Consider the following 17758-nt stretch of genomic DNA (forward strand, 5'->3'; position numbering starts at 1 on the left):
GTCCGTGGTGACCTGGCTGCGCCGGGCGTTGTGGGACGTCGTCCCGCGCGACCACCGCCAGAGCACCGCAGACCTGCGCCGTCGCCAGATCGTCACGGCGGTGTTCGTGGCGATCGGCGGCGTGGTGCTCGGGCTGTCGCTGCGGATCGAGCCGGGCAGTGCCTGGTTCTACCCGGCGACGCTCGTCCTCGCGGGCGTCTGGGTGATCGGCGCCTTCGCCTCCGGGCCGCTCCACCTGGGCCGCATCCACGCCGGCGACGACCTGCGCCGCCCGGTCTTGCTGCCGATCGCGATCGGCCTCGGCCTGGCCGGGGTCTTCGTGGTCGGCGCGCTGCTGGTGCGGCAGGTCGACTTCCTCCAGGCCCAGGTGCAGGACGTCCTCGACCATGCCGACAGCGGCTCCTGGCCGCTGCTCGTGCTCATCACCGCGGTCAACGGGATCGCTGAGGAGCTCTTCTTCCGGGGTGCTGCCTACGCCGCGATCCCGGTGCACCCGGTCGCCTGGACGACGTTGGCCTACACCATCGCCACGCTGGCCACCGGCAACGTGATGCTCGTCTTCGCCGCCGTCGTCCTCGGGGCCGTGGTCGGCCTCGAGCGACGCGCCTCCGGTGGCGTGCTGGCACCGATCCTCACGCACTGCACGTGGTCGCTGACGATGCTGTTCGCGCTCCCCGCGCTCTTCTAGGCGGTGTCTAGGCCTTCGAGTCGACGGCGACCGCGCGGCGGACCGCCTCGGTGTAGGTGAGGGGCTCACCGGGCACGACGTCGCGGATCGCGTGGTCCGTGACGATCACCTCGGTGCCCATCGAGTCGATCAGGTTGCGCCCGGTCGTGGTGTCGACGTCGGTCACGAACGAGATCCAGTACGACGACAGCTTGGGCGTGAGCACCGGCACGGTCACGATCGGCACCCGGCGCCCGTTCATCACCTCGGCGGCCTGCTGCAGCATCTCGACGTAGCTGAGCACCTCGGGACCGCCGATCTCGAAGGTCCGGCCGAGCGCCTCGTCGTTGCCCACCACCCCGGCGAGGTAGCGGACCACGTCGGCGAGCGCGATCGGCTGGGTGCGGGTGGCCGCCCACTTGGGCACCACCATCGCCGGCAGGTTCTTGACCAGCTGGCGGGTCATCTCCCAGGAGATGCCGCCCGCGCCGACGACGATCGCCGCGCGGAGCACGGTGACGGGCACACCCGACTCGGCGAGCAGCCGCTCGACCTCCCGGCGCGAGCGCAGGTGCGCGGACAGGTGGTCGCCGTCCTTGCCGAGGCCGCCGAGGTAGACGATCTGCCGGGTGCCGCTCGCCGCGGCCGCGAGCCCGAAGGTCCGCGCGGCCTCGGCGTCCTTGCGCTCGAAGTCGTCGTCGTCGAGGGAGTGCACGAGGTAGACCGCGACGTCGACGCCGTCTAGGGGCTCCGCCAGGGTGCCGGGGTCCGAGACGTCGCCGGCGACCGGCTCACCCGGGCCGTCGTAGGTGTCGGGGTGCCGGGTCATCGCCCTGACGCGGAACCCGCGGTCGACGAGCTCGGGCACGAGCTTGCTGCCGACGAAGCCGGTCGCGCCGGTGACGAGGACGGTCTGCTCGGAGGGTTCGCTCACCACGGACCACTACCCAGCACGGCGCGGCGTGACGCCGAGGTGGGCCGGGACGGGTCACCGGACCGGTCCGGCCAGGAGGACGGGCAGCAGGTCACACCGGCCACTATGCCGGTGTCGTCAACCGGCGGCGCCGCCGCGGACCGGTCAGCGGGTGCGTCGCTCGATGTTCTCGCGCCGGGTCTCGTCCATCGCCGCCTCGTAGGCCGCCACCAGGCTGGCGATCGAGAGCGGCTTGAGCCGCTCGACGACCTCGCGCAGCTGCTCGGGCGGAGCCCCGGACTCCTTGTACGCCGGCCAGACCATGGTGCGGAAGAGCTCGTTGAGCTCCTTGGCGATCTGGCGCCCGTGCTGGGCGTACACGTCGGCGGCCGCGAGCGCCGCCTCGGTCGGGAAACCGAGGTCGAGCAGGCCGAGGCCGACCGAGAGCTGGGAGACGGCCACCTCGTAGCGGCCCCGCGGGGTGCGCGCCACGATGCGGAGGGCCGCGAGCGTGGCCAGGTCGTCGTCGCCCAGCGTGCGGCCGGCCCGCTTGTCCAGGTCGCTGCGCGACATCTCCACGGGGGAGTCGGCCTGCCACGGCGCCAGCATCGTGCGGTGCAGCGCGATGTCCTCCGGGCTCGCGTCCGCGGGGATGCCGGCGACGTAGCGCTCGATGGCCGAGAGCGTGAAGCCGTGGGCCTGCAGCTCCTGGACCAGCTCGAGCCGCGCGACGTGGTCCGCGCTGTAGTAGCCGGAGCGGCCCCGCCGGATCGGCGGCGGCACCAGGCCCTTGGTGGTGTAGAAGCGCACGTTGCGCACGCTCATCCCGACCCGCGTCGTCAGCTCGTCGAGGGTCAGCAGCTCGACGTTCTCGCCCATCGTCCTCCTCGTGACCTGCGCCACAGTCGGTCTCCTTGACGCTGACAGTAATAGTGTCACAATCGGTCCATGGCAGAGGCATTCGTGTACGACCACATCCGTACCCCGCGCGGCAAGGGCAAGAAGGTCGGCGCCCTCCACGAGGTGAAGCCCGTGGACCTCATCGTCGGTCTCCTCGACGAGGTGAAGGTCCGCAACCCCGGGCTCGACCCGCACCGCGTGGACGACGTCGTGCTCGGTGTCGTGTCGCCGATCGGGGAGCAGGGTGGCGACATCGCGAAGACGGCCGCCCTCAAGGCCGGCTACCCCGAGACCGTGGCCGGCGTGCAGCTCAACCGCTTCTGTGCCTCCGGCCTCGAGGCGGTCAACCAGGCCGCGTCCCGCGTCCGTGGCGGCTTCGAGGACCTGATCCTCGCCGGCGGCGTCGAGTCGATGAGCCGCGTCCCCATGGGTTCCGACGGCGGCGCCTGGGCGTCCGACCCGGCGACCGCGCTCCAGACCGGCTTCGTCCCGCAGGGCATCGGCGCGGACCTGATCGCGACCATCGAGGGCTGGAGCCGGCAGGACGTCGACGCGTTCGCCGCCGAGTCCCACCATCGCGCCGCGAAGGCGTGGGCCAACGGCTACTTCGCCCGCTCGGTCGTGCCGGTCACCGACCTCAACGGCCTGACCGTGCTCGACCACGACGAGCTGATCCGCCCCGACACGACTGTCGAGGGCCTCGCCGGCCTCAAGCCCAGCTTCGCCGACATCGGCGCGCAGGCGGGCTTCGACGACGTCGCGCTCGAGAAGTACCACTGGGTGGAGCGGATCGAGCACGTCCACCACGCCGGCAACTCCTCCGGCATCGTCGACGGCGCCGCGCTGATGGCGATCGGCAGCGAGGCGGTCGGCACCGAGCTCGGCCTCACGCCCCGGGCCCGGATCCTGGCGACCGCTGTGTCGGGGGCCGACCCGACGATCATGCTCACCGGTCCCGCCCCGGCCGCCCGCAAGGCGCTCGCCAAGGCCGGCCTCGAGGTCGACGACATCGACCTGTTCGAGATCAACGAGGCGTTCGCCGCGGTCGCGATGCGGTTCATGCGCGACCTGGGGATCAGCCACGAGATCACCAACGTCAACGGCGGTGCGATCGCGATGGGCCACCCCCTCGGCGCCACCGGCGCGATGATCCTCGGCACGCTCGTCGACGAGCTCCAGCGCCGCGACCTGCGCCGCGGCCTCGCCACGCTCTGCGTCGGCGGCGGCATGGGCATCGCGACCATCGTCGAGATCGTCTGAGCCTCGCCCGACCCCTCGCCTCTGGTGGTCCCGAGCGACGGTGCGCCGCCGCGCCTCGCACCTCGACCACCGTCGTACCCGAGACAGGAACCCTGATGAGCACCAGCACCACCGAGCAGACCGCCGTCCACTACGAGAAGGACGCCGACGGGATCGTCACCCTGACCCTCGACGACCCCACCGCCAGCGCCAACACCATGAACGAGCTGTACCAGCAGTCGATGGCGGCCTGCGTGCAGCGGCTGTACGACGAGGTGGACAGCGTCACGGGCGTCGTGATCGCCAGCGCGAAGAAGACCTTCTTCGCCGGCGGAAACCTCAAGAACATGATGCAGGCGACGAAGGACGACGCCGCGACCGTGTTCGCCAGCGGCGAGATCATCAAGGCCGGGCTGCGCAAGCTCGAGCTCTACCCGCGACCGGTCGTCGCCGCGATCAACGGTGCCGCCCTGGGCGGCGGGTACGAGATCACCCTGGCGTGCAACCACCGGATCGCGGTCGACGACGACTCGGTGAAGATCGGCCTCCCCGAGTCGACCCTCGGACTGCTGCCCGGCGGGGGCGGCGTGACCCGCGTCGTCCGCCTCCTCGGCCTGCAGAGCGGCCTCATGGACGTGCTGCTGCCGGGCACCCAGTTCAAGCCGAGCGCCGCCCAGGAGAAGGGCCTGGTCGACGAGCTCGTCGCGACGCGCGAGGAGCTGGTGCCGGCGGCCAAGGCGTGGATCAAGGCCAACCCCGACGCGACCCAGAACCCGTGGGACCGGCCCGGCTACAAGATGCCCGGCGGCTCGCCGAGCTCGCCGGCGCTGGCCGGCTTCCTCCCGGCGTTCCCCGCCCTGTTGCGCAAGCAGACCAAGGGCGCGGTCTACAAGGCGCCGCGCGCGATCCTCGCTGCGGCCGTCGAGGGCGCGCAGGTCGACTTCGACACCGCGTCGCGCATCGAGTCGCGCTACCTCACCGACCTGATCGTCAACCAGTCCTCGAAGAACATGATCCAGGCGTTCTTCTTCGACCTCCAGGCGATCAACGCCGGCAAGCTGCGCCCGCAGGGCATCGAGCCCTTCAAGGCGACCAAGGTCGGCGTGCTCGGTGCCGGGATGATGGGAGCCGGCATCGCCTACTCCTGCGCCCGGGCCGGCATGCAGGTCGTCCTCAAGGACGTGTCCGCCGAGGGCGCCGCCAAGGGCAAGGCCTACTCGGAGAAGCTCAACGCCAAGGCGATCTCGCGCGGCCGGCTCACCGAGGAGAAGTCGCAGGCGCTGCTCGACCTCATCACGCCGACGGCCGACCCCACCGACCTCGCCGGCTGCGACCTGGTGATCGAGGCGGTCTTCGAGGACCCGTCGCTGAAGAAGCAGGTCTTCGCCGAGGTCGCGCCCTACGTGAACGCCGACGCGCTGCTGTGCTCCAACACCTCGACGCTGCCGATCACCGAGCTCGCGACCGGCGTCGACCGGCCGGCGGACTTCATCGGGCTGCACTTCTTCTCGCCCGTCGACAAGATGCCGCTCGTCGAGATCATCAAGGGCGAGCAGACCTCCGACGTCGCGCTGGCCAAGGCGTACGACGTGGTCCAGCAGATCCGCAAGACGCCGATCGTCGTCAACGACAGCCGCGGCTTCTACACCTCGCGGGTCATCGGCACGATGGTCAACGAGGGCCTGGCGATGCTCGCCGAGGGCGTCCACCCGGTGAGCATCGAGCGCGCCGCGACCCAGGACGGCTACCCGGTCGGCCCGCTCCAGCTCAGCGACGAGCTGAACATGGAGCTGATGGCCAAGATCGGCAAGGCCACCAAGGACGCCGCCGAGCGCGACGGGGTGGCCTACGAGCCGCACCCGGGCACCGCGGTGGTCGAGCGGATGCTCGAGCTCGGGCGGCCCTCGCGGCTCAAGGGCGCCGGCTTCTACGAGTACGACGAGTCGGGTGCTCGCGTCGGCATCTGGAAGGGCCTTGCCGAGGAGTTCCCGGTCGCGGCCGAGCCGATCCCGTTCGAGGACGTCAAGGACCGCCTGCTGTTCGTCGAGGCGCTCGAGACCGCGAAGTGCTTCGAGGAGGGCGTCATCGAGTCCGCGGCCGCCGCGAACATCGGCTCGATCATGGGCATCGGCTTCCCGGCCATGACCGGCGGTGCCGCCCAGTTCATGACGGGCTACGAGAACGCGCGCGGCGAGGTCGGCCTCGCCGCCTTCGTCGCCCGCGCCGACGAGCTGACCGAGCACTACGGCGACCGGTTCCGCGCGACGTCGTACCTGCGGGACCTGGCCGCCTCCGGCGGGTCGTTCCCGGCCTGAGGTCGCCCCTCAGGGCGAGCTGAACCAGGGGTTCCGGAGGTCGTGGAACACCGCGCCCTGCATGGCGTACTCGAAGTCGGCACGGACGTCGGCGGGGGGCTCCTGCCCCTCGCCGCCGCGGGCGCTGGCCTCGTCGGTGAACGCGACGGTCTCGGTGAAGGTGCCGTCCGGCTCCATCGCCAGCGTCGCGCCGATGATCTCCGGGCGCATCCGACGCAGCTCGGCCGGGTCCGAGGCGATCAGCCGGCGCAGCCGCTCGGGGTCGTCGACCTTGCCGCGGATGACCTGCACGAACCCGGCGTCGTCGGAGCCGCCGTCGAAGAGCAGCGTCACGTCGTCGGAGTCGTGGAACTCGACCGGGCCGTCGAAGGCCGCCATCATCTGCTCGGCCCAGGCGCCCTGCTCGGGTCGCTCGGAGTTCCGCATCGCGGACGCGCGGTCCTCGAAGCGGACCACGGCGATGAAGAGGTCGTCGTCGGTGAAGCCGTAGGTGCCGCCGAGCCAGCCGTCCGCTCCTGGAGCGAGCTCCTCGGGCCAGCGGTCCAGCACCGCGCGGAGCTCGTCGTGCCGGGTGCACCGGCCCTCGATCGTCTGGATGAACATCCCCCGACGCTAGGTGCGACGGCGGGGGCGGGGAATGGCCCGAACGGGCTCGCCCGCTAGCGTCGCGGCCATGGGTGTGGTGGTCCTGGTCCGGCACGGGCAGGCGTCGTTCGGCGCGGACGACTACGACGTGCTGTCCGAGACCGGGTGGGAGCAGGGCCGCCGGCTGGGTGCCTGGCTGACCGGCCAGGGCGTCGACCCGGGGGTGGTCGTCCAGGGCGGGATGCGCCGCCACCGCGAGACCGCCGAGGCGGCCCGGGAGCGTGCGCCGGGGTGGCCGGACGCGGACGTCGACCCCGGCTGGGACGAGTTCGACCACCTGGGGGTGATCGCCGCCCATCCCGACCTGCCCACCGGCGACCTCGACCGCCGCGCGTTCCAGCGGGTCTTCGAGCAGGCGACCGCGCGGTGGACCGGCGGCGCCGCCGACGCGGAGTACGCCGAGCCGTGGCCGGCGTTCCGCGCCCGGGTCACGGCAGCGCTCGACCGGGCGCAGCAGCAGGCCGGCCCCGGCGGGACGATCGTGGTCGTCAGCTCGGGCGGCCCGATCGCGGCCGCGGCCGCGGCCCTGCTCGACCCCGAGGCCGACGACGCGACGTTCGCCCGGCTGTGGGGCCGCCTCAACACGGTGATGGTCAACGCGTCGTACTCGCGCGTGGTCGTCGGCTCCACCGGCCCGCGCCTGCTCACCTTCAACGAGCACCCGCACCTCGCCGGCGAGCTGGTCACCTACCGCTGACGCCCCGTCGGGAGCATGCTGTGCCCATGGCAGAGGCGGCCCCCGCGCCGACCCGGAGCATGGCGGTCCCGCTGACGGCGTTCGCGGCGGGTGCCGTCGTCGCGCTGCTGCTCGGCGTGTTCGGCACCGTCCACGACCCGACCCTGGGTGGCACCACGACGCTCGGCTTCCGCACCGTCCTCGCCATGAAGGTCGCGGTCTCCTGCGTGATCGGCGTCCTCGCCGTCCTCCAGCTCCTCGGCGCGCTCTGGCTCTACGGGAAGCTGGGCCGCCCCGCACCGTCGTGGCTCGGGACGGCGCACCGGGTGACCGGCGCGACCGCGCTGCTCCTGACCGTGTTCGTGGCCTACCACTGCCTGTGGGCGCTCGGCCTCGAGACCGGGCACCTGCCCGACGGCGAGAAGGTGCCGCTGCGCACCGTCGTGCACGGGGTCCTCGGCTGCGCGGTCTTCGGGGCCGTGGTCGTCAAGGTGGTCGCGGTGCGGTCGCGGCGCGCGCCCGGCTGGTTCCTCCCGCTCGCCGGCGGCCTGCTGTTCGCCCTGCTCGTCCTCGTCGTGCTCACCTCGGCGGTCTGGTACCTGAACGCCCATGGCTGGCCCTCGAACACCTACGCCTGAGCGCGACCCAACTTAAAGACAGGCTTGACTGTTTGTTGATGGCCCACCATGCTGGCCCGGTGACGACGGGGACAGCGGGGGCGGCGGGGACCGTCCGCGTGCCCCAGGAGGAGCGCAGCCGGGTGATGCGGGCCCGGCTGCTCGAGGCCACCGTCGAGTGCCTCGTCGAGCGCGGCTTCGCCGGTACGTCGACGACGCTGGTCTCCGAGCGGGCCGGCGTGAGCCGGGGGGCGCAGCTGCACCACTTCCCGACCAAGAACGACCTGGTCGTCGCCGCGGTCGAGCACCTCACCGAGAAGCGCGGCGCGGAGCTGTCCGCCGCGGCGGCCCGGCTCCCCAGCGGGCGCCGCCGCACCCGGGCCGTGCTCGAGATGCTCGCCGACCACTTCACCAGCGACGTGTTCGCCGCCGCCCTCGAGCTGTGGGTCGCGGCGCGCACCGACGAGACGCTGCTGGCCGCGGTCTCACCGCTGGAGCAGCGCGTCGGCCGCGAGACCCACCGGATGACCGTCGAGCTGCTCGGCGCCGACGAGTCGGTGCCCGGCACCCGCGAGCTGGTGCAGGCGACGCTGGACCTGGTGCGCGGCCTCGGACTGGCGAACACCATCACCGACGACGCCCGCCGCCGGGGCCGCATCCTCGACCGCTGGGCCGACGTGCTGGACGAGACCCTGGGAGCCACCCGATGACCCGTTCGACGACCCTGCTCGACGATCTCCTCGCCGACCTCAAGGCCGAGAGCGACCGGCTCTGGACCGCGGTCTCCGGGCTGGACGAGGCCGGCTGGGCGACGCCGACCCCCGCGCCCGGCTGGACGGTCGCCACCCAGGTCGCCCACCTGCTGTGGACCGACGAGGTGGCCGTCGTCGCCGCCGCGGCCGACACCCCGGACGGCAAGCAGGCCTGGGACGAGCTGGTGCTGGCCGCGATCGCGGACCCGCTCGGGTACGTCGACCAGCAGGCCTTCGAGGTCGCCCGGCTCAGCCCCCAGGCGCTGCTCGCCCGCTGGGGCCGGGCGCGCGACGCGCTGCCGGCCGCCCTGCGCGCGATCCCCCCGGGCGGGAAGATGCCCTGGTTCGGGCCGCCGATGTCCCCGGCGTCGATGGCGACCGCCCGGTTCATGGAGACCTGGGCGCACGCGCTGGACGTGTACGACGCCCTCGGCATCGAGCCCGAGCGCACCGACCGGATCCGGCACGTCGCGCACCTCGGCGTCCGCACCCGCGACTTCGCGTTCTCGGTGCACGAGCTGCCCCCGCCCGAGGACGAGTTCCGGATCGACCTGGTCTCGCCGTCGGGTGACCAGTGGAGCTGGGGCCCCGAGGAGGCCGCCCAGACCGTGACCGGCTCGGCCTGGGACTTCTGCCTGCTCGTCACCCAGCGGGTGCACCGCGACGACACCGACCTGGTCGCGTCCGGCGCCGACGCCGAGCAGTGGCTCACGATCGCGCAGGCCTTCGCCGGCCCCGCCGGCGGAGGGAGGGAGTCCCGTGGCTGAGGCGATGCGGATCGGCAACTGCTCCGGCTTCTACGGCGACCGGATGTCCGCGATGCGGGAGATGCTCGAGGGCGGTCGCCTGGACGTCCTCACCGGTGACTACCTCGCCGAGCTCACCATGCTCATCCTCGGCCGCGACACCATGAAGGACGCCTCGCTGGGCTACGCGAAGACGTTCGTCCGCCAGCTCGAGGACTGCCTCGGCCTGGCGCTGGAGCGGGGCGTGCGCATCGTCAGCAACGCCGGTGGCCTCAACCCGGCCGGCCTCGCCGACCGGGTGCGGGAGATCGCGGCCGGCCTCGGCCTCGACGCGGCCGTCGCCCACGTCGAGGGCGACGACCTGCGGCCGCTGGGCCTCTACGAGGGCGCCCTCACCGCCAACGCCTACCTCGGCGGGTTCGGCATCGCCGCCGCCCTCCGCGCCGGCGCCGACGTCGTCGTCACCGGCCGGGTCACCGACGCCAGCCTCGTGGTCGGACCGGCGGCCGCGCACCACGGCTGGACGCCGACGTCGTACGACGAGCTGGCCGGTGCCGTCGTCGCGGGTCACGTCCTCGAGTGCGGGACCCAGGCGACCGGCGGCAACTTCTCCGGGTTCCGGAGCCTCCCGGACCACCGCACCCCGCTCGGCTTCCCGCTCGCCGAGATCGCAGCGGACGGCAGCAGCGTGATCACCAAGCACGACGGCACGGGAGGCGCGGTCACCGTCGACACGGTCACCGCCCAGCTGCTCTACGAGATCCAGACGACCCGCTACCTCAACCCCGACGTCATCACCCACCTCGACTCGATCGCGCTGCGCGAGGTCGGGCCGGACCGGGTCGAGGTCAGCGGCGTCCACGGCCAGGCGCCGCCGGAGCGCCTCAAGGTCTGCGTCAACGAGCTCGGCGGCTTCCGCAACACCGCGGAGTTCGTGCTCATAGGCCTCGACATCGAGGCCAAGGCCGACTGGGTGCGCGAGCAGCTCGCCCCGTCGCTGACCGCGGCCGAGGTCTCCTGGACGCTCACCGCGCTGCCCGTGCCCGACGCGGACACGGAGGAGGGGGCGTCCTGCCTGCTCCGCTGCACCGTCAAGGACGACCGGCCCGACCCGGTCGGCCGCGCGTTCACCGGCCCGGCCGTCGAGCTCGCGCTCGCGTCGTACCCCGGCTTCACGATGACCGCACCGCCGGCCGCGCCCTCGCCGTACGGCGTCTACCGGGCCGCGTACGTCGAGCGCTCGGCCGTCACGCACACCGTGGTCCACGCCGACGGGCGCCGCGAGGTGGTCGCCGACCCGACCGAGTTCTCGCTGCCGGACGAGGACCAGGGCCGGCGGCCGTCGCCCTACCCCGCCCCCACCGACTCGGTGACCCGCCGGATGTCGCTGGGCACCTTCGTGCACGCCCGCTCCGGCGACAAGGGCGGCGACGCCAACCTCGGGCTCTGGGTCGCCCACGACGGCTCCGAGAAGTACGACGAGCGGGTGACCTGGCTGCAGAAGATCATCACGCCCCGCAAGGTGCGCGAGCTGCTGCCCGAGGCGGCCGACCTGGAGGTCGAGGTCTACGTGCTGCCCAACCTGGGCGCCGTCAACGTGCTCGTCCGCGGGCTGCTCGGCGACGGCGTCGCCGCGTCCACCCGGTTCGACCCGCAGGCGAAGGGGCTCGGCGAGTGGGCGAGGTCCCGGATGGTCCACATGCGCGAGGGCCTGGCATGAGCGACCTGCGTGCCCTCGGCGCCGAGTTCGTCCGCCGCGAGGTGGCACCGCACCTCCAGGAGTGGGAGGACGCGGGCGAGGTGCCGCGCGCCCTGCACCTGGCCGCGGCGAAGCAGGGTCTGCTCGGCGTCTCCTTCCCCGCGTCGGTCGGCGGCGAGGGCGGGGACCTGACCGACAGCACCGACCTCCAGGAGGGCATGTTCGAGGCCGGCGCCTCGAGCGGCCTGATGGCCGCCCTCTTCACCGGCGGCATCGCGCTGCCGCACCTCGCCGCCCACGGGGGTCCCGACCTCGTCGACCGCTTCGTGCGCCCGACGCTGGCCGGGGAGAAGATCGGGTCGCTCGCGATCACCGAGCCCGGCGGCGGGTCCGACGTCGGCGGCATCCGCACGACGGCGCGCCGGGACGGGGACGCGTACGTCGTCAACGGCAGCAAGACCTTCATCACCAGCGGGGTGCGCGCCGACTTCGTGACCACCGCGGTGCGCACCGGCGGTTCGGGTGCCGGCGGCGTCAGCCTGCTGGTGGTCGAGAAGGGCACGCCCGGCTTCACCGTCACCCGGTCGCTGAGGAAGATGGGCTGGCACTGCTCCGACACCGCCGAGCTCTCCTTCGTCGACGTGCGGGTGCCGGCGGCCCACCTCGTCGGGGCCGAGAACAGCGGGTTCCTCCAGATCGCCGAGCAGTTCGTGGTCGAGCGGATCGCGCTCGCCGTCCACGCCTACGGCATCGCGTCCCGCTCGCTCGAGCTGACCGCGGCGTACTGCCGCGACCGCGAGACCTTCGGCCGGCCGCTGGTCGAGCGCCAGGTGGTGCGCCACAAGCTGGTCGAGATGCGGAGGCAGGTGGAGGTCGCCCGGACCTACACGCGCGAGGTGGTGCGCCGCCACGTCGCCGGCGAGAACGTCGTCGCCGAGGCCTGCCTGGCCAAGCAGACCGCGGTGGACTGCGCGACGTACGTCTGTGACCAGGCCGTCCAGCTGCACGGCGGGACGGGATACATGCACGGGACCGAGGTGGAGCGGCACTACCGCGACGCCCGGATCCTGCCGATCGGAGGAGGGGCCAGCGAAGTGCTGACCGATCTCGCAGCCAAGCTGCTGGGCTACACATGAGCGGGCTGCTGAAGCCCATGGGCGGTGAGGTGTCGCTCTGGATGAACGCCTCGCCGGACGAGGTGTGGGCGCTGGTCAGCGACGTCACGCGGATCGGCGAGTTCTCGCCCGAGACCTTCGAGGCGCGGTGGAGCCGCGGCTCGACCGGCCCCGAGGTCGGCGCGTACTTCAAGGGCCACGTGAAGCGCAACGGCGTCGGCCCGACCTACTGGTCGCCGTGCAAGGTCACCGCGTGCGTGCCGGGCGAGCTCTTCGAGTTCTCCGTCGGCACCGACGACAGGACGCTCAACAACTGGGGCTACCGGCTCCAGGCGCAGAACGGCGGCACGCTCGTCACCGAGTACTTCCGGCTCGAGACCGCGCTCTACCTGCGCGCCTACTGGTTCGTCCTCGGCTTCCTGCGGGGGCGCACCAACGAGAAGGGCATGCGCACGACGCTGGAGCGGATGAAGGCGGTGGTCGAGAAGTGAGCGTCACCAACCGCGAGGCGATGCTCGACAAGCTCGAGGCCCTCGACACCGAGCACGCCAAGGCGGTCGGGGGTGGCGGCGAGCGGTCGGTCGCCCGCCACCACGGCCGCGGCAAGCTGCTTCCTCGTGAGCGGATCGAGCTGCTCCTCGACGAGGGCTCGGCGTTCCTCGAGCTCTCCCCGCTCGCCGGCTGGGGGTCTGACTTCACCGTCGGTGCGTCGGTCGTCACCGGCATCGGCGTGGTCGAGGGCGTGGAGTGCATGATCACCGCCAACGACCCGACGGTGAAGGGCGGTGCGAGCAACCCGTGGACGGTCAAGAAGATCTTCCGGGCCTCGCAGATCGCCGAGGAGAACGGGCTGCCGACCGTCTCCCTCGTCGAGTCCGGTGGCGCGGACCTGCCGACCCAGAAGGAGATCTTCATCCCGGGCGGCAAGCTGTTCCGCGACATCACCCGCGCCAGCGCCCGCAAGGAGCCGACCATCGCGCTGGTGTTCGGCAACTCGACCGCCGGCGGCGCCTACGTGCCCGGCATGTCCGACTACACCGTGATGGTCAAGGAGCAGGCCAAGGTGTTCCTCGGCGGTCCGCCGCTGGTGAAGATGGCGACGGGCGAGGAGTCCGACGACGAGTCGCTCGGCGGCGCCGAGATGCACGCCCGGATCTCGGGCCTCGCCGACTACCTCGCCGAGGACGAGCTGGACGCGATCCGGATCGGGCGCCGCATCGTGGCGCGGCTCAACTGGCGCAAGGAGGGCGGCACCACCCCGACCGCCTACGCCGAGCCGGACGAGGACCCCGATGGGCTGCTCGACCTGATCCCCGCCGACCTCAAGGAGCCGTTCGACCCGCGCGAGGTGATCCGGCGCATCTGCGACGGCGTCTCGCCCACGAACGGCACGGCGTTCGACGAGTTCAAGCCGCTCTACGGCACCTCGCTGGTGACCGGGTGGGCGCGGATCCACGGCCGCCCGGTCGGCATCCTCGCGAACGCCCAGGGCGTGCTGTTCTCCGAGGAGGCGCAGAAGGCGACCCAGTTCATCCAGCTCGCCAACCAGGTCGACACCCCGCTGCTGTTCCTGCACAACACCACCGGCTACATGGTCGGCAAGGAGTACGAGCAGGGCGGCATCATCAAGCACGGCGCGATGATGATCAACGCCGTCAGCAACTCGCGGGTCCCGCACCTGAGCGTGATCATGGGCGCCTCCTACGGCGCCGGCAACTACGGCATGAACGGTCGCGGCTACGACCCGCGATTCCTGTTCACCTGGCCCTCGGCGAAGTCGGCGGTGATGGGCCCGGCCCAGCTGGCCGGGGTCCTCGAGATCGTCGCCCGGCAGTCGGCCGAGTCGAAGGGCGAGGTGTTCGACGCCGAGGGGTTCCAGGGCATCAAGGAGATCGTCGAGGCGCAGATCGAGGAGCAGTCGTTGCCGTTCTTCCTCTCCGGGATGCTGTACGACGACGGCGTGATCGACCCGCGTGACACCCGGACCGTCCTCGGCATCTGCCTGTCCGTGATCGAGAACAAGCCGATCGTCGGCACCGACCGATTCGGAGTCTTCCGCCCATGATCAGTCGCTTGCTGGTCGCCAACCGCGCCGAGATCGCGTCCCGGGTGTTCCGCACCTGCCGCGCCCTCGGCATCGAGACCGTCGCCGTCCACTCCGACGCCGACGCGGACCTGCCCTACGTGGGCGAGGCCGACGCCGCCGTACGCCTCCCCGGCAACGCGCCGTCGGAGACCTACCTGCGCATCGACCTGGTCCTCGACGCCGCCCGGCGCTCCGGCGCCGACGCGATCCACCCCGGCTACGGGTTCCTCTCGGAGAACGCGGACTTCGCGCGGGCGGTCGTCGGGGCCGGCCTGACCTGGGTCGGCCCGGCGCCGGAGTCCATCGACGCGATGGGCTCGAAGATCGGCGCCAAGGAGCTGATGAAGGCCGCCGGCGTGCCGGTGCTCGAGGCTCCGGCGGAGCCGACCGAGGCCGACCTGCCCCTGCTGGTCAAGGCGTCGGCCGGTGGCGGCGGCCGCGGGATGCGCGTCGTCCGCCGGCTCGAGGACCTGGCGGGCGAGATCGCGAAGGCCGAGGCCGAGGCGCTGTCGGCGTTCGGCGACGGAACCGTCTTCGTCGAGCCGTACGTCGAGCGGGGTCGGCACGTCGAGGTCCAGGTGGTCGGGTCCCACCACGGGGTCGAGGTCTTCGGTGAGCGCGACTGCTCGCTGCAGCGACGGCACCAGAAGGTGGTCGAGGAGACCCCGGCACCCCGGCTGCCGGACGCGACCCGCGCCGCGCTGCACGAGGCGGCCCACCAGGCCGCGGCCGCGATCCACTACCGCGGGGCCGGCACCGTCGAGTTCCTCTACGACGCGGACACGGACCGGTTCTTCTTCCTGGAGATGAACACCCGTCTCCAGGTGGAGCACCCGGTCACCGAGCTGGTGCACGGCGTCGACCTGGTCGCCGCACAGCTCGCGGCGGCGGAGGGCCGTGAGGTGCCGGCGCCACGTCCGGCGCAGGGGCACGCGATCGAGGTGCGGCTCTACGCCGAGGACCCCTCGGCGGACTACCAGCCGCAGAGCGGCCTGCTGACGACGTTCGACATCCCGCGCGAGGAGGGGATCCGGGTCGACGCCGGGTTCGCGACCGGCAACGAGGTCTCCACCCACTACGACGCGATGCTCGCGAAGGTGATCGCCTACGCGGACACCCGCGAGGCGGCGGCGCGGAAGCTCGCGTCGGTGCTGAGCCGGGCCCGCATCCACGGGCTGGTCACCAACCGCGACCTGCTGGTCGCCGCGCTCCGCGACCCGGCGTTCCTGGCCGGGGACGTGAGCACCGCCTTCGCCTTCGAGCAGGCACCCGCCCCGCACGACGCCGGTGCCCCGGTGGCGGCCGCGATCGCGCTCGCCGAGCGGGCCGCGGCGGCCCGCACCGTCCAGGCCGGGACCCCCGTCGCCTGGCGCAACGTCGTCTCGCAGCCGCAGCGGACGGAGTTCGAGGGCGACGTCGTCGTCGAGTGGTTCGCCGGTCGGGACGGCTACACGGTCGACGGGCACACGGTGGTGGCCGCCGGCGCGGCCGAGGTCACGCTGGAGACCGACGGCGTGCGCACGACGTACGCCGTGCGGGTGGCCGGCGACGCCGTCGACGTGGACAGCCCGCGCGGGCACGTCCGGCTGACCCGGGTGCCGCGGTTCGTGGACCCGGCCGCGCAGGTCGCGAGCGGCAGCCTGCTCGCGCCGATGCCCGGCACGGTCGTCAGCGTGAACGTCGCGGCCGGCGAGCAGGTCGGGGCCGGGCAGCCGGTGCTGGTGCTCGAGGCGATGAAGATGCAGCACACCGTGAGCGCGCCGTACGCCGGCACGGTCACCGAGATCGACGTGAAGCCCGGCGCGCAGGTCGCCGCCGGGGAGGTACTGGCCGTGGTGGAAGAGGAGCAGCAGTGAGCAACAACTTCAGTGAGTCCGAGGAGCGCCAGGAGCTCCGCAAGGCGGTGGCGAAGCTGGCCGGCAAGTTCGGCCGTGAGTGGTTCACCGAGAAGGCCAGGGCGGGGGAGAAGACCACCGACCTCTGGCTGGAGATCGGCAAGAACGGCTACCTCGGCATCAACATCCCCGAGCAGTACGGCGGCGGGGGTGGCGGCATCGGCGACGTCGCGGCCGTGTGCGAGGAGCTCGCCGCCCAGGGCTGCCCGCTGCTGCTCATGGTCGTGAGCCCCGCGATCTGCGGCACGATCATCAGCCGCTACGGCACCGAGGAGCAGAAGCAGCGCTGGCTGCCCGGGATCTGCGACGGCACCAGCACGATGGCGTTCGCGATCACCGAGCCCGACGCCGGCACCAACACCCACAACATCACCACGACCGCCCGTCGGGACGGCGACGAGTGGGTCCTCAACGGCCGCAAGATCTACATCTCCGGCGTCGACGAGTCCGACAACGTGCTCGTGGTCGCGCGGGCCGAGGACGCGAGGACCGGCAAGGTCAAGCCGGTGCTCTTCGTGGTCCCGACCGACGCCGCCGGCTTCGAGGCGCGGGCGATCCCGATGGAGATCGTCAGCCCCGAGCTCCAGTTCCAGGTGTTCCTCGACGACGTGCGGCTGCCGGCCGACGCGATCGTCGGCGACGAGGACGGCGGCCTCGTGCAGCTGTTCGCCGGCCTCAACCCGGAGCGGATCATGGCTGCGAGCTTCTCCACCGGACTGGCCCGGTTCGCGCTCGACCGCGCCTCGGCGTACGCCAAGGAGCGCACGGTGTTCAAGGACGCGATCGGCTCCCACCAGGCGATCGCGCACCCCCTCGCGCAGTCCCACATCGAGATCGAGCTGGCCCGGCTGATGACCCAGAAGGCGGCCGCCCTCTACGACGCCGGCGACGACATGGGCGCGGGCGAGGCCGCCAACATGGCCAAGTACGCCGCTGCCGAGGCCGCCTGCCACGCCGTCGACGCCGCCGTGCAGACCCACGGCGGCAACGGGATCACCCAGGAGTACGGCATGGCCGGGCTCCTGGTCGCCACCCGCGCCGGCCGGATCGCCCCGGTCAGCCGCGAGATGATCCTCAACTTCGTCGCGATGCACTCCCTGGGGCTGCCGAAGTCGTACTAGGAGCGGTCGACAGGGTGCCGGCTGTCGGCACTTCGCCGGTGGTCTCTCCCGCGAGCGCCAGCGAGCGTCGTTGAGACCCAGGGAGGTGGGCAGGGCGGGGACCACTGAGCGTCGGTTGCGGGTTTGCTGTGCTTGCGACCGACAGGCAGCAACGCGGGTACGGCGGGCGCCGGGTCACGGTCGCCTCCCGGCTCGCGGTCGCTGGCACCGGTGGTCGAGCAGCGAGCGCCAGCGAGCGTCGTCGAGACCCCAGAAGGTGCGCAGGGCGGTGCTGGCGGCATCTCGCCGGTGGTCTGGGGTTGCGGCTGTCTCCCAGCTCGCAGGCGGCCGCCGGTGGTCGAGCAGCGAGCGCCAGCGAGCGTCGTCGAGACC

16 protein-coding genes are annotated in these 17758 nt (G+C 72.4%); 13 read left to right on the forward strand and 3 right to left on the reverse strand.

The window, feature by feature from the left end:
- Positions 1-4 precede the first annotated feature (4 nt).
- A complete protein-coding gene (locus tag ACILQ5_RS14055; protein ID WP_395658637.1) occupies positions 5-688 on the forward strand; it encodes a type II CAAX prenyl endopeptidase Rce1 family protein in 684 nt (227 codons plus the stop codon).
- A 7-nt stretch (positions 689-695) separates the two neighbouring features.
- Here the strand turns inward: ACILQ5_RS14055 and ACILQ5_RS14060 are convergent, their stop codons facing one another.
- Both ACILQ5_RS14060 and ACILQ5_RS14065 read right to left on the reverse strand, forming a co-directional pair.
- Positions 696-1601 (reverse strand): NAD(P)H-binding protein, encoded by a 906-nt coding sequence (locus ACILQ5_RS14060; protein WP_395658638.1) that lies wholly within the window; start codon positions 1599-1601, stop codon positions 696-698.
- 144 nt (positions 1602-1745) lie between these two features.
- Positions 1746-2483, reverse strand: a complete 738-nt coding sequence (locus tag ACILQ5_RS14065; protein ID WP_395658639.1) for a MerR family transcriptional regulator — start codon at positions 2481-2483, stop codon at positions 1746-1748.
- Positions 2484-2528: 45 nt separating this feature from the next.
- On the opposite strand from ACILQ5_RS14065, the gene ACILQ5_RS14070 reads away from it, so the two are divergent.
- Both ACILQ5_RS14070 and ACILQ5_RS14075 read left to right on the forward strand, forming a co-directional pair.
- Positions 2529-3740, forward strand: coding sequence for an acetyl-CoA C-acetyltransferase (locus ACILQ5_RS14070; RefSeq protein WP_395658640.1), 1212 nt, complete (start codon positions 2529-2531; stop codon positions 3738-3740).
- A gap of 95 nt (positions 3741-3835) precedes the next feature.
- Positions 3836-6034, forward strand: coding sequence for a 3-hydroxyacyl-CoA dehydrogenase NAD-binding domain-containing protein (locus ACILQ5_RS14075; protein ID WP_395658641.1), 2199 nt, complete (start codon positions 3836-3838; stop codon positions 6032-6034).
- 9 nt (positions 6035-6043) lie between these two features.
- On the opposite strand, the gene ACILQ5_RS14080 is transcribed toward ACILQ5_RS14075, so the two are convergent.
- Positions 6044-6637 (reverse strand): hypothetical protein, encoded by a 594-nt coding sequence (locus ACILQ5_RS14080; protein ID WP_395658642.1) that lies wholly within the window; start codon positions 6635-6637, stop codon positions 6044-6046.
- A 70-nt stretch (positions 6638-6707) separates the two neighbouring features.
- Between ACILQ5_RS14080 and ACILQ5_RS14085 the strand changes: the two genes are divergently transcribed.
- The 10 genes from ACILQ5_RS14085 to ACILQ5_RS14130 are packed head-to-tail and all read left to right on the forward strand — an operon-like array spanning position 6708 to position 17386.
- Positions 6708-7376 (forward strand): histidine phosphatase family protein, encoded by a 669-nt coding sequence (locus ACILQ5_RS14085; RefSeq protein WP_395658643.1) that lies wholly within the window; start codon positions 6708-6710, stop codon positions 7374-7376.
- Between the two features lie 26 nt (positions 7377-7402).
- A complete protein-coding gene (locus tag ACILQ5_RS14090) occupies positions 7403-7993 on the forward strand; it encodes a DUF6529 family protein (RefSeq protein ID WP_395658644.1) in 591 nt (196 codons plus the stop codon).
- A gap of 59 nt (positions 7994-8052) precedes the next feature.
- The gene (locus ACILQ5_RS14095) at positions 8053-8682 is read left to right on the forward strand and encodes a TetR/AcrR family transcriptional regulator (RefSeq protein ID WP_395658645.1); all 630 of its coding nucleotides are present in this window, start codon (positions 8053-8055) and stop codon (positions 8680-8682) included.
- A complete protein-coding gene (locus ACILQ5_RS14100) occupies positions 8679-9491 on the forward strand; it encodes a TIGR03084 family metal-binding protein (protein ID WP_395658646.1) in 813 nt (270 codons plus the stop codon). The genes ACILQ5_RS14095 and ACILQ5_RS14100 overlap by 4 nt, the downstream gene beginning before the upstream one ends.
- Positions 9484-11190, forward strand: a complete 1707-nt coding sequence (locus tag ACILQ5_RS14105; protein ID WP_395658647.1) for an acyclic terpene utilization AtuA family protein — start codon at positions 9484-9486, stop codon at positions 11188-11190. Before ACILQ5_RS14100 ends, ACILQ5_RS14105 begins: the two co-directional genes overlap by 8 nt.
- Entirely contained in the window at positions 11187-12305 is a 1119-nt protein-coding gene (locus ACILQ5_RS14110) for an acyl-CoA dehydrogenase family protein (protein WP_395658648.1), read from the forward strand. The genes ACILQ5_RS14105 and ACILQ5_RS14110 overlap by 4 nt, the downstream gene beginning before the upstream one ends.
- On the forward strand, positions 12302-12775 hold the full coding sequence (locus ACILQ5_RS14115; protein ID WP_395658649.1) for an SRPBCC family protein: 474 nt from the start codon (positions 12302-12304) through the stop codon (positions 12773-12775). The genes ACILQ5_RS14110 and ACILQ5_RS14115 overlap by 4 nt, the downstream gene beginning before the upstream one ends.
- A 20-nt stretch (positions 12776-12795) precedes the next feature.
- A complete protein-coding gene (locus ACILQ5_RS14120) occupies positions 12796-14349 on the forward strand; it encodes an acyl-CoA carboxylase subunit beta (RefSeq protein ID WP_395658666.1) in 1554 nt (517 codons plus the stop codon).
- Complete coding sequence (locus tag ACILQ5_RS14125) at positions 14346-16226, forward strand: acetyl/propionyl/methylcrotonyl-CoA carboxylase subunit alpha (protein WP_395658650.1); 1881 nt, start codon at positions 14346-14348, stop codon at positions 16224-16226. The genes ACILQ5_RS14120 and ACILQ5_RS14125 overlap by 4 nt, the downstream gene beginning before the upstream one ends.
- The gene (locus tag ACILQ5_RS14130) at positions 16223-17386 is read left to right on the forward strand and encodes an acyl-CoA dehydrogenase family protein (RefSeq protein ID WP_395658651.1); all 1164 of its coding nucleotides are present in this window, start codon (positions 16223-16225) and stop codon (positions 17384-17386) included. The genes ACILQ5_RS14125 and ACILQ5_RS14130 overlap by 4 nt, the downstream gene beginning before the upstream one ends.
- The last annotated feature ends 372 nt before the right edge of the window (positions 17387-17758 follow it).

The organism is Nocardioides sp. (genome assembly GCF_044226305.1).
Lineage (GTDB): Bacteria > Actinomycetota > Actinomycetes > Propionibacteriales > Nocardioidaceae > Nocardioides.

Excerpts from the sequence above, each read along its gene's own strand:
- ACILQ5_RS14070 (WP_395658640.1), top strand. The coding sequence starts at position 2,529 with ATGGCAGAGGCATTCGTGTACGACCACATCCGTACCCCGCGCGGCAAG.
- ACILQ5_RS14075 (WP_395658641.1), top strand. The coding sequence starts at position 3,836 with ATGAGCACCAGCACCACCGAGCAGACCGCCGTCCACTACGAGAAGGAC.
- ACILQ5_RS14080 (WP_395658642.1), bottom strand. The coding sequence starts at position 6,637 with ATGTTCATCCAGACGATCGAGGGCCGGTGCACCCGGCACGACGAGCTC.
- ACILQ5_RS14085 (WP_395658643.1), top strand. The coding sequence starts at position 6,708 with ATGGGTGTGGTGGTCCTGGTCCGGCACGGGCAGGCGTCGTTCGGCGCG.
- ACILQ5_RS14090 (WP_395658644.1), top strand. The coding sequence starts at position 7,403 with ATGGCAGAGGCGGCCCCCGCGCCGACCCGGAGCATGGCGGTCCCGCTG.
- ACILQ5_RS14100 (WP_395658646.1), top strand. The coding sequence starts at position 8,679 with ATGACCCGTTCGACGACCCTGCTCGACGATCTCCTCGCCGACCTCAAG.
- ACILQ5_RS14110 (WP_395658648.1), top strand. The coding sequence starts at position 11,187 with ATGAGCGACCTGCGTGCCCTCGGCGCCGAGTTCGTCCGCCGCGAGGTG.
- ACILQ5_RS14115 (WP_395658649.1), top strand. The coding sequence starts at position 12,302 with ATGAGCGGGCTGCTGAAGCCCATGGGCGGTGAGGTGTCGCTCTGGATG.
- ACILQ5_RS14120 (WP_395658666.1), top strand. The coding sequence starts at position 12,796 with ATGCTCGACAAGCTCGAGGCCCTCGACACCGAGCACGCCAAGGCGGTC.
- ACILQ5_RS14125 (WP_395658650.1), top strand. The coding sequence starts at position 14,346 with ATGATCAGTCGCTTGCTGGTCGCCAACCGCGCCGAGATCGCGTCCCGG.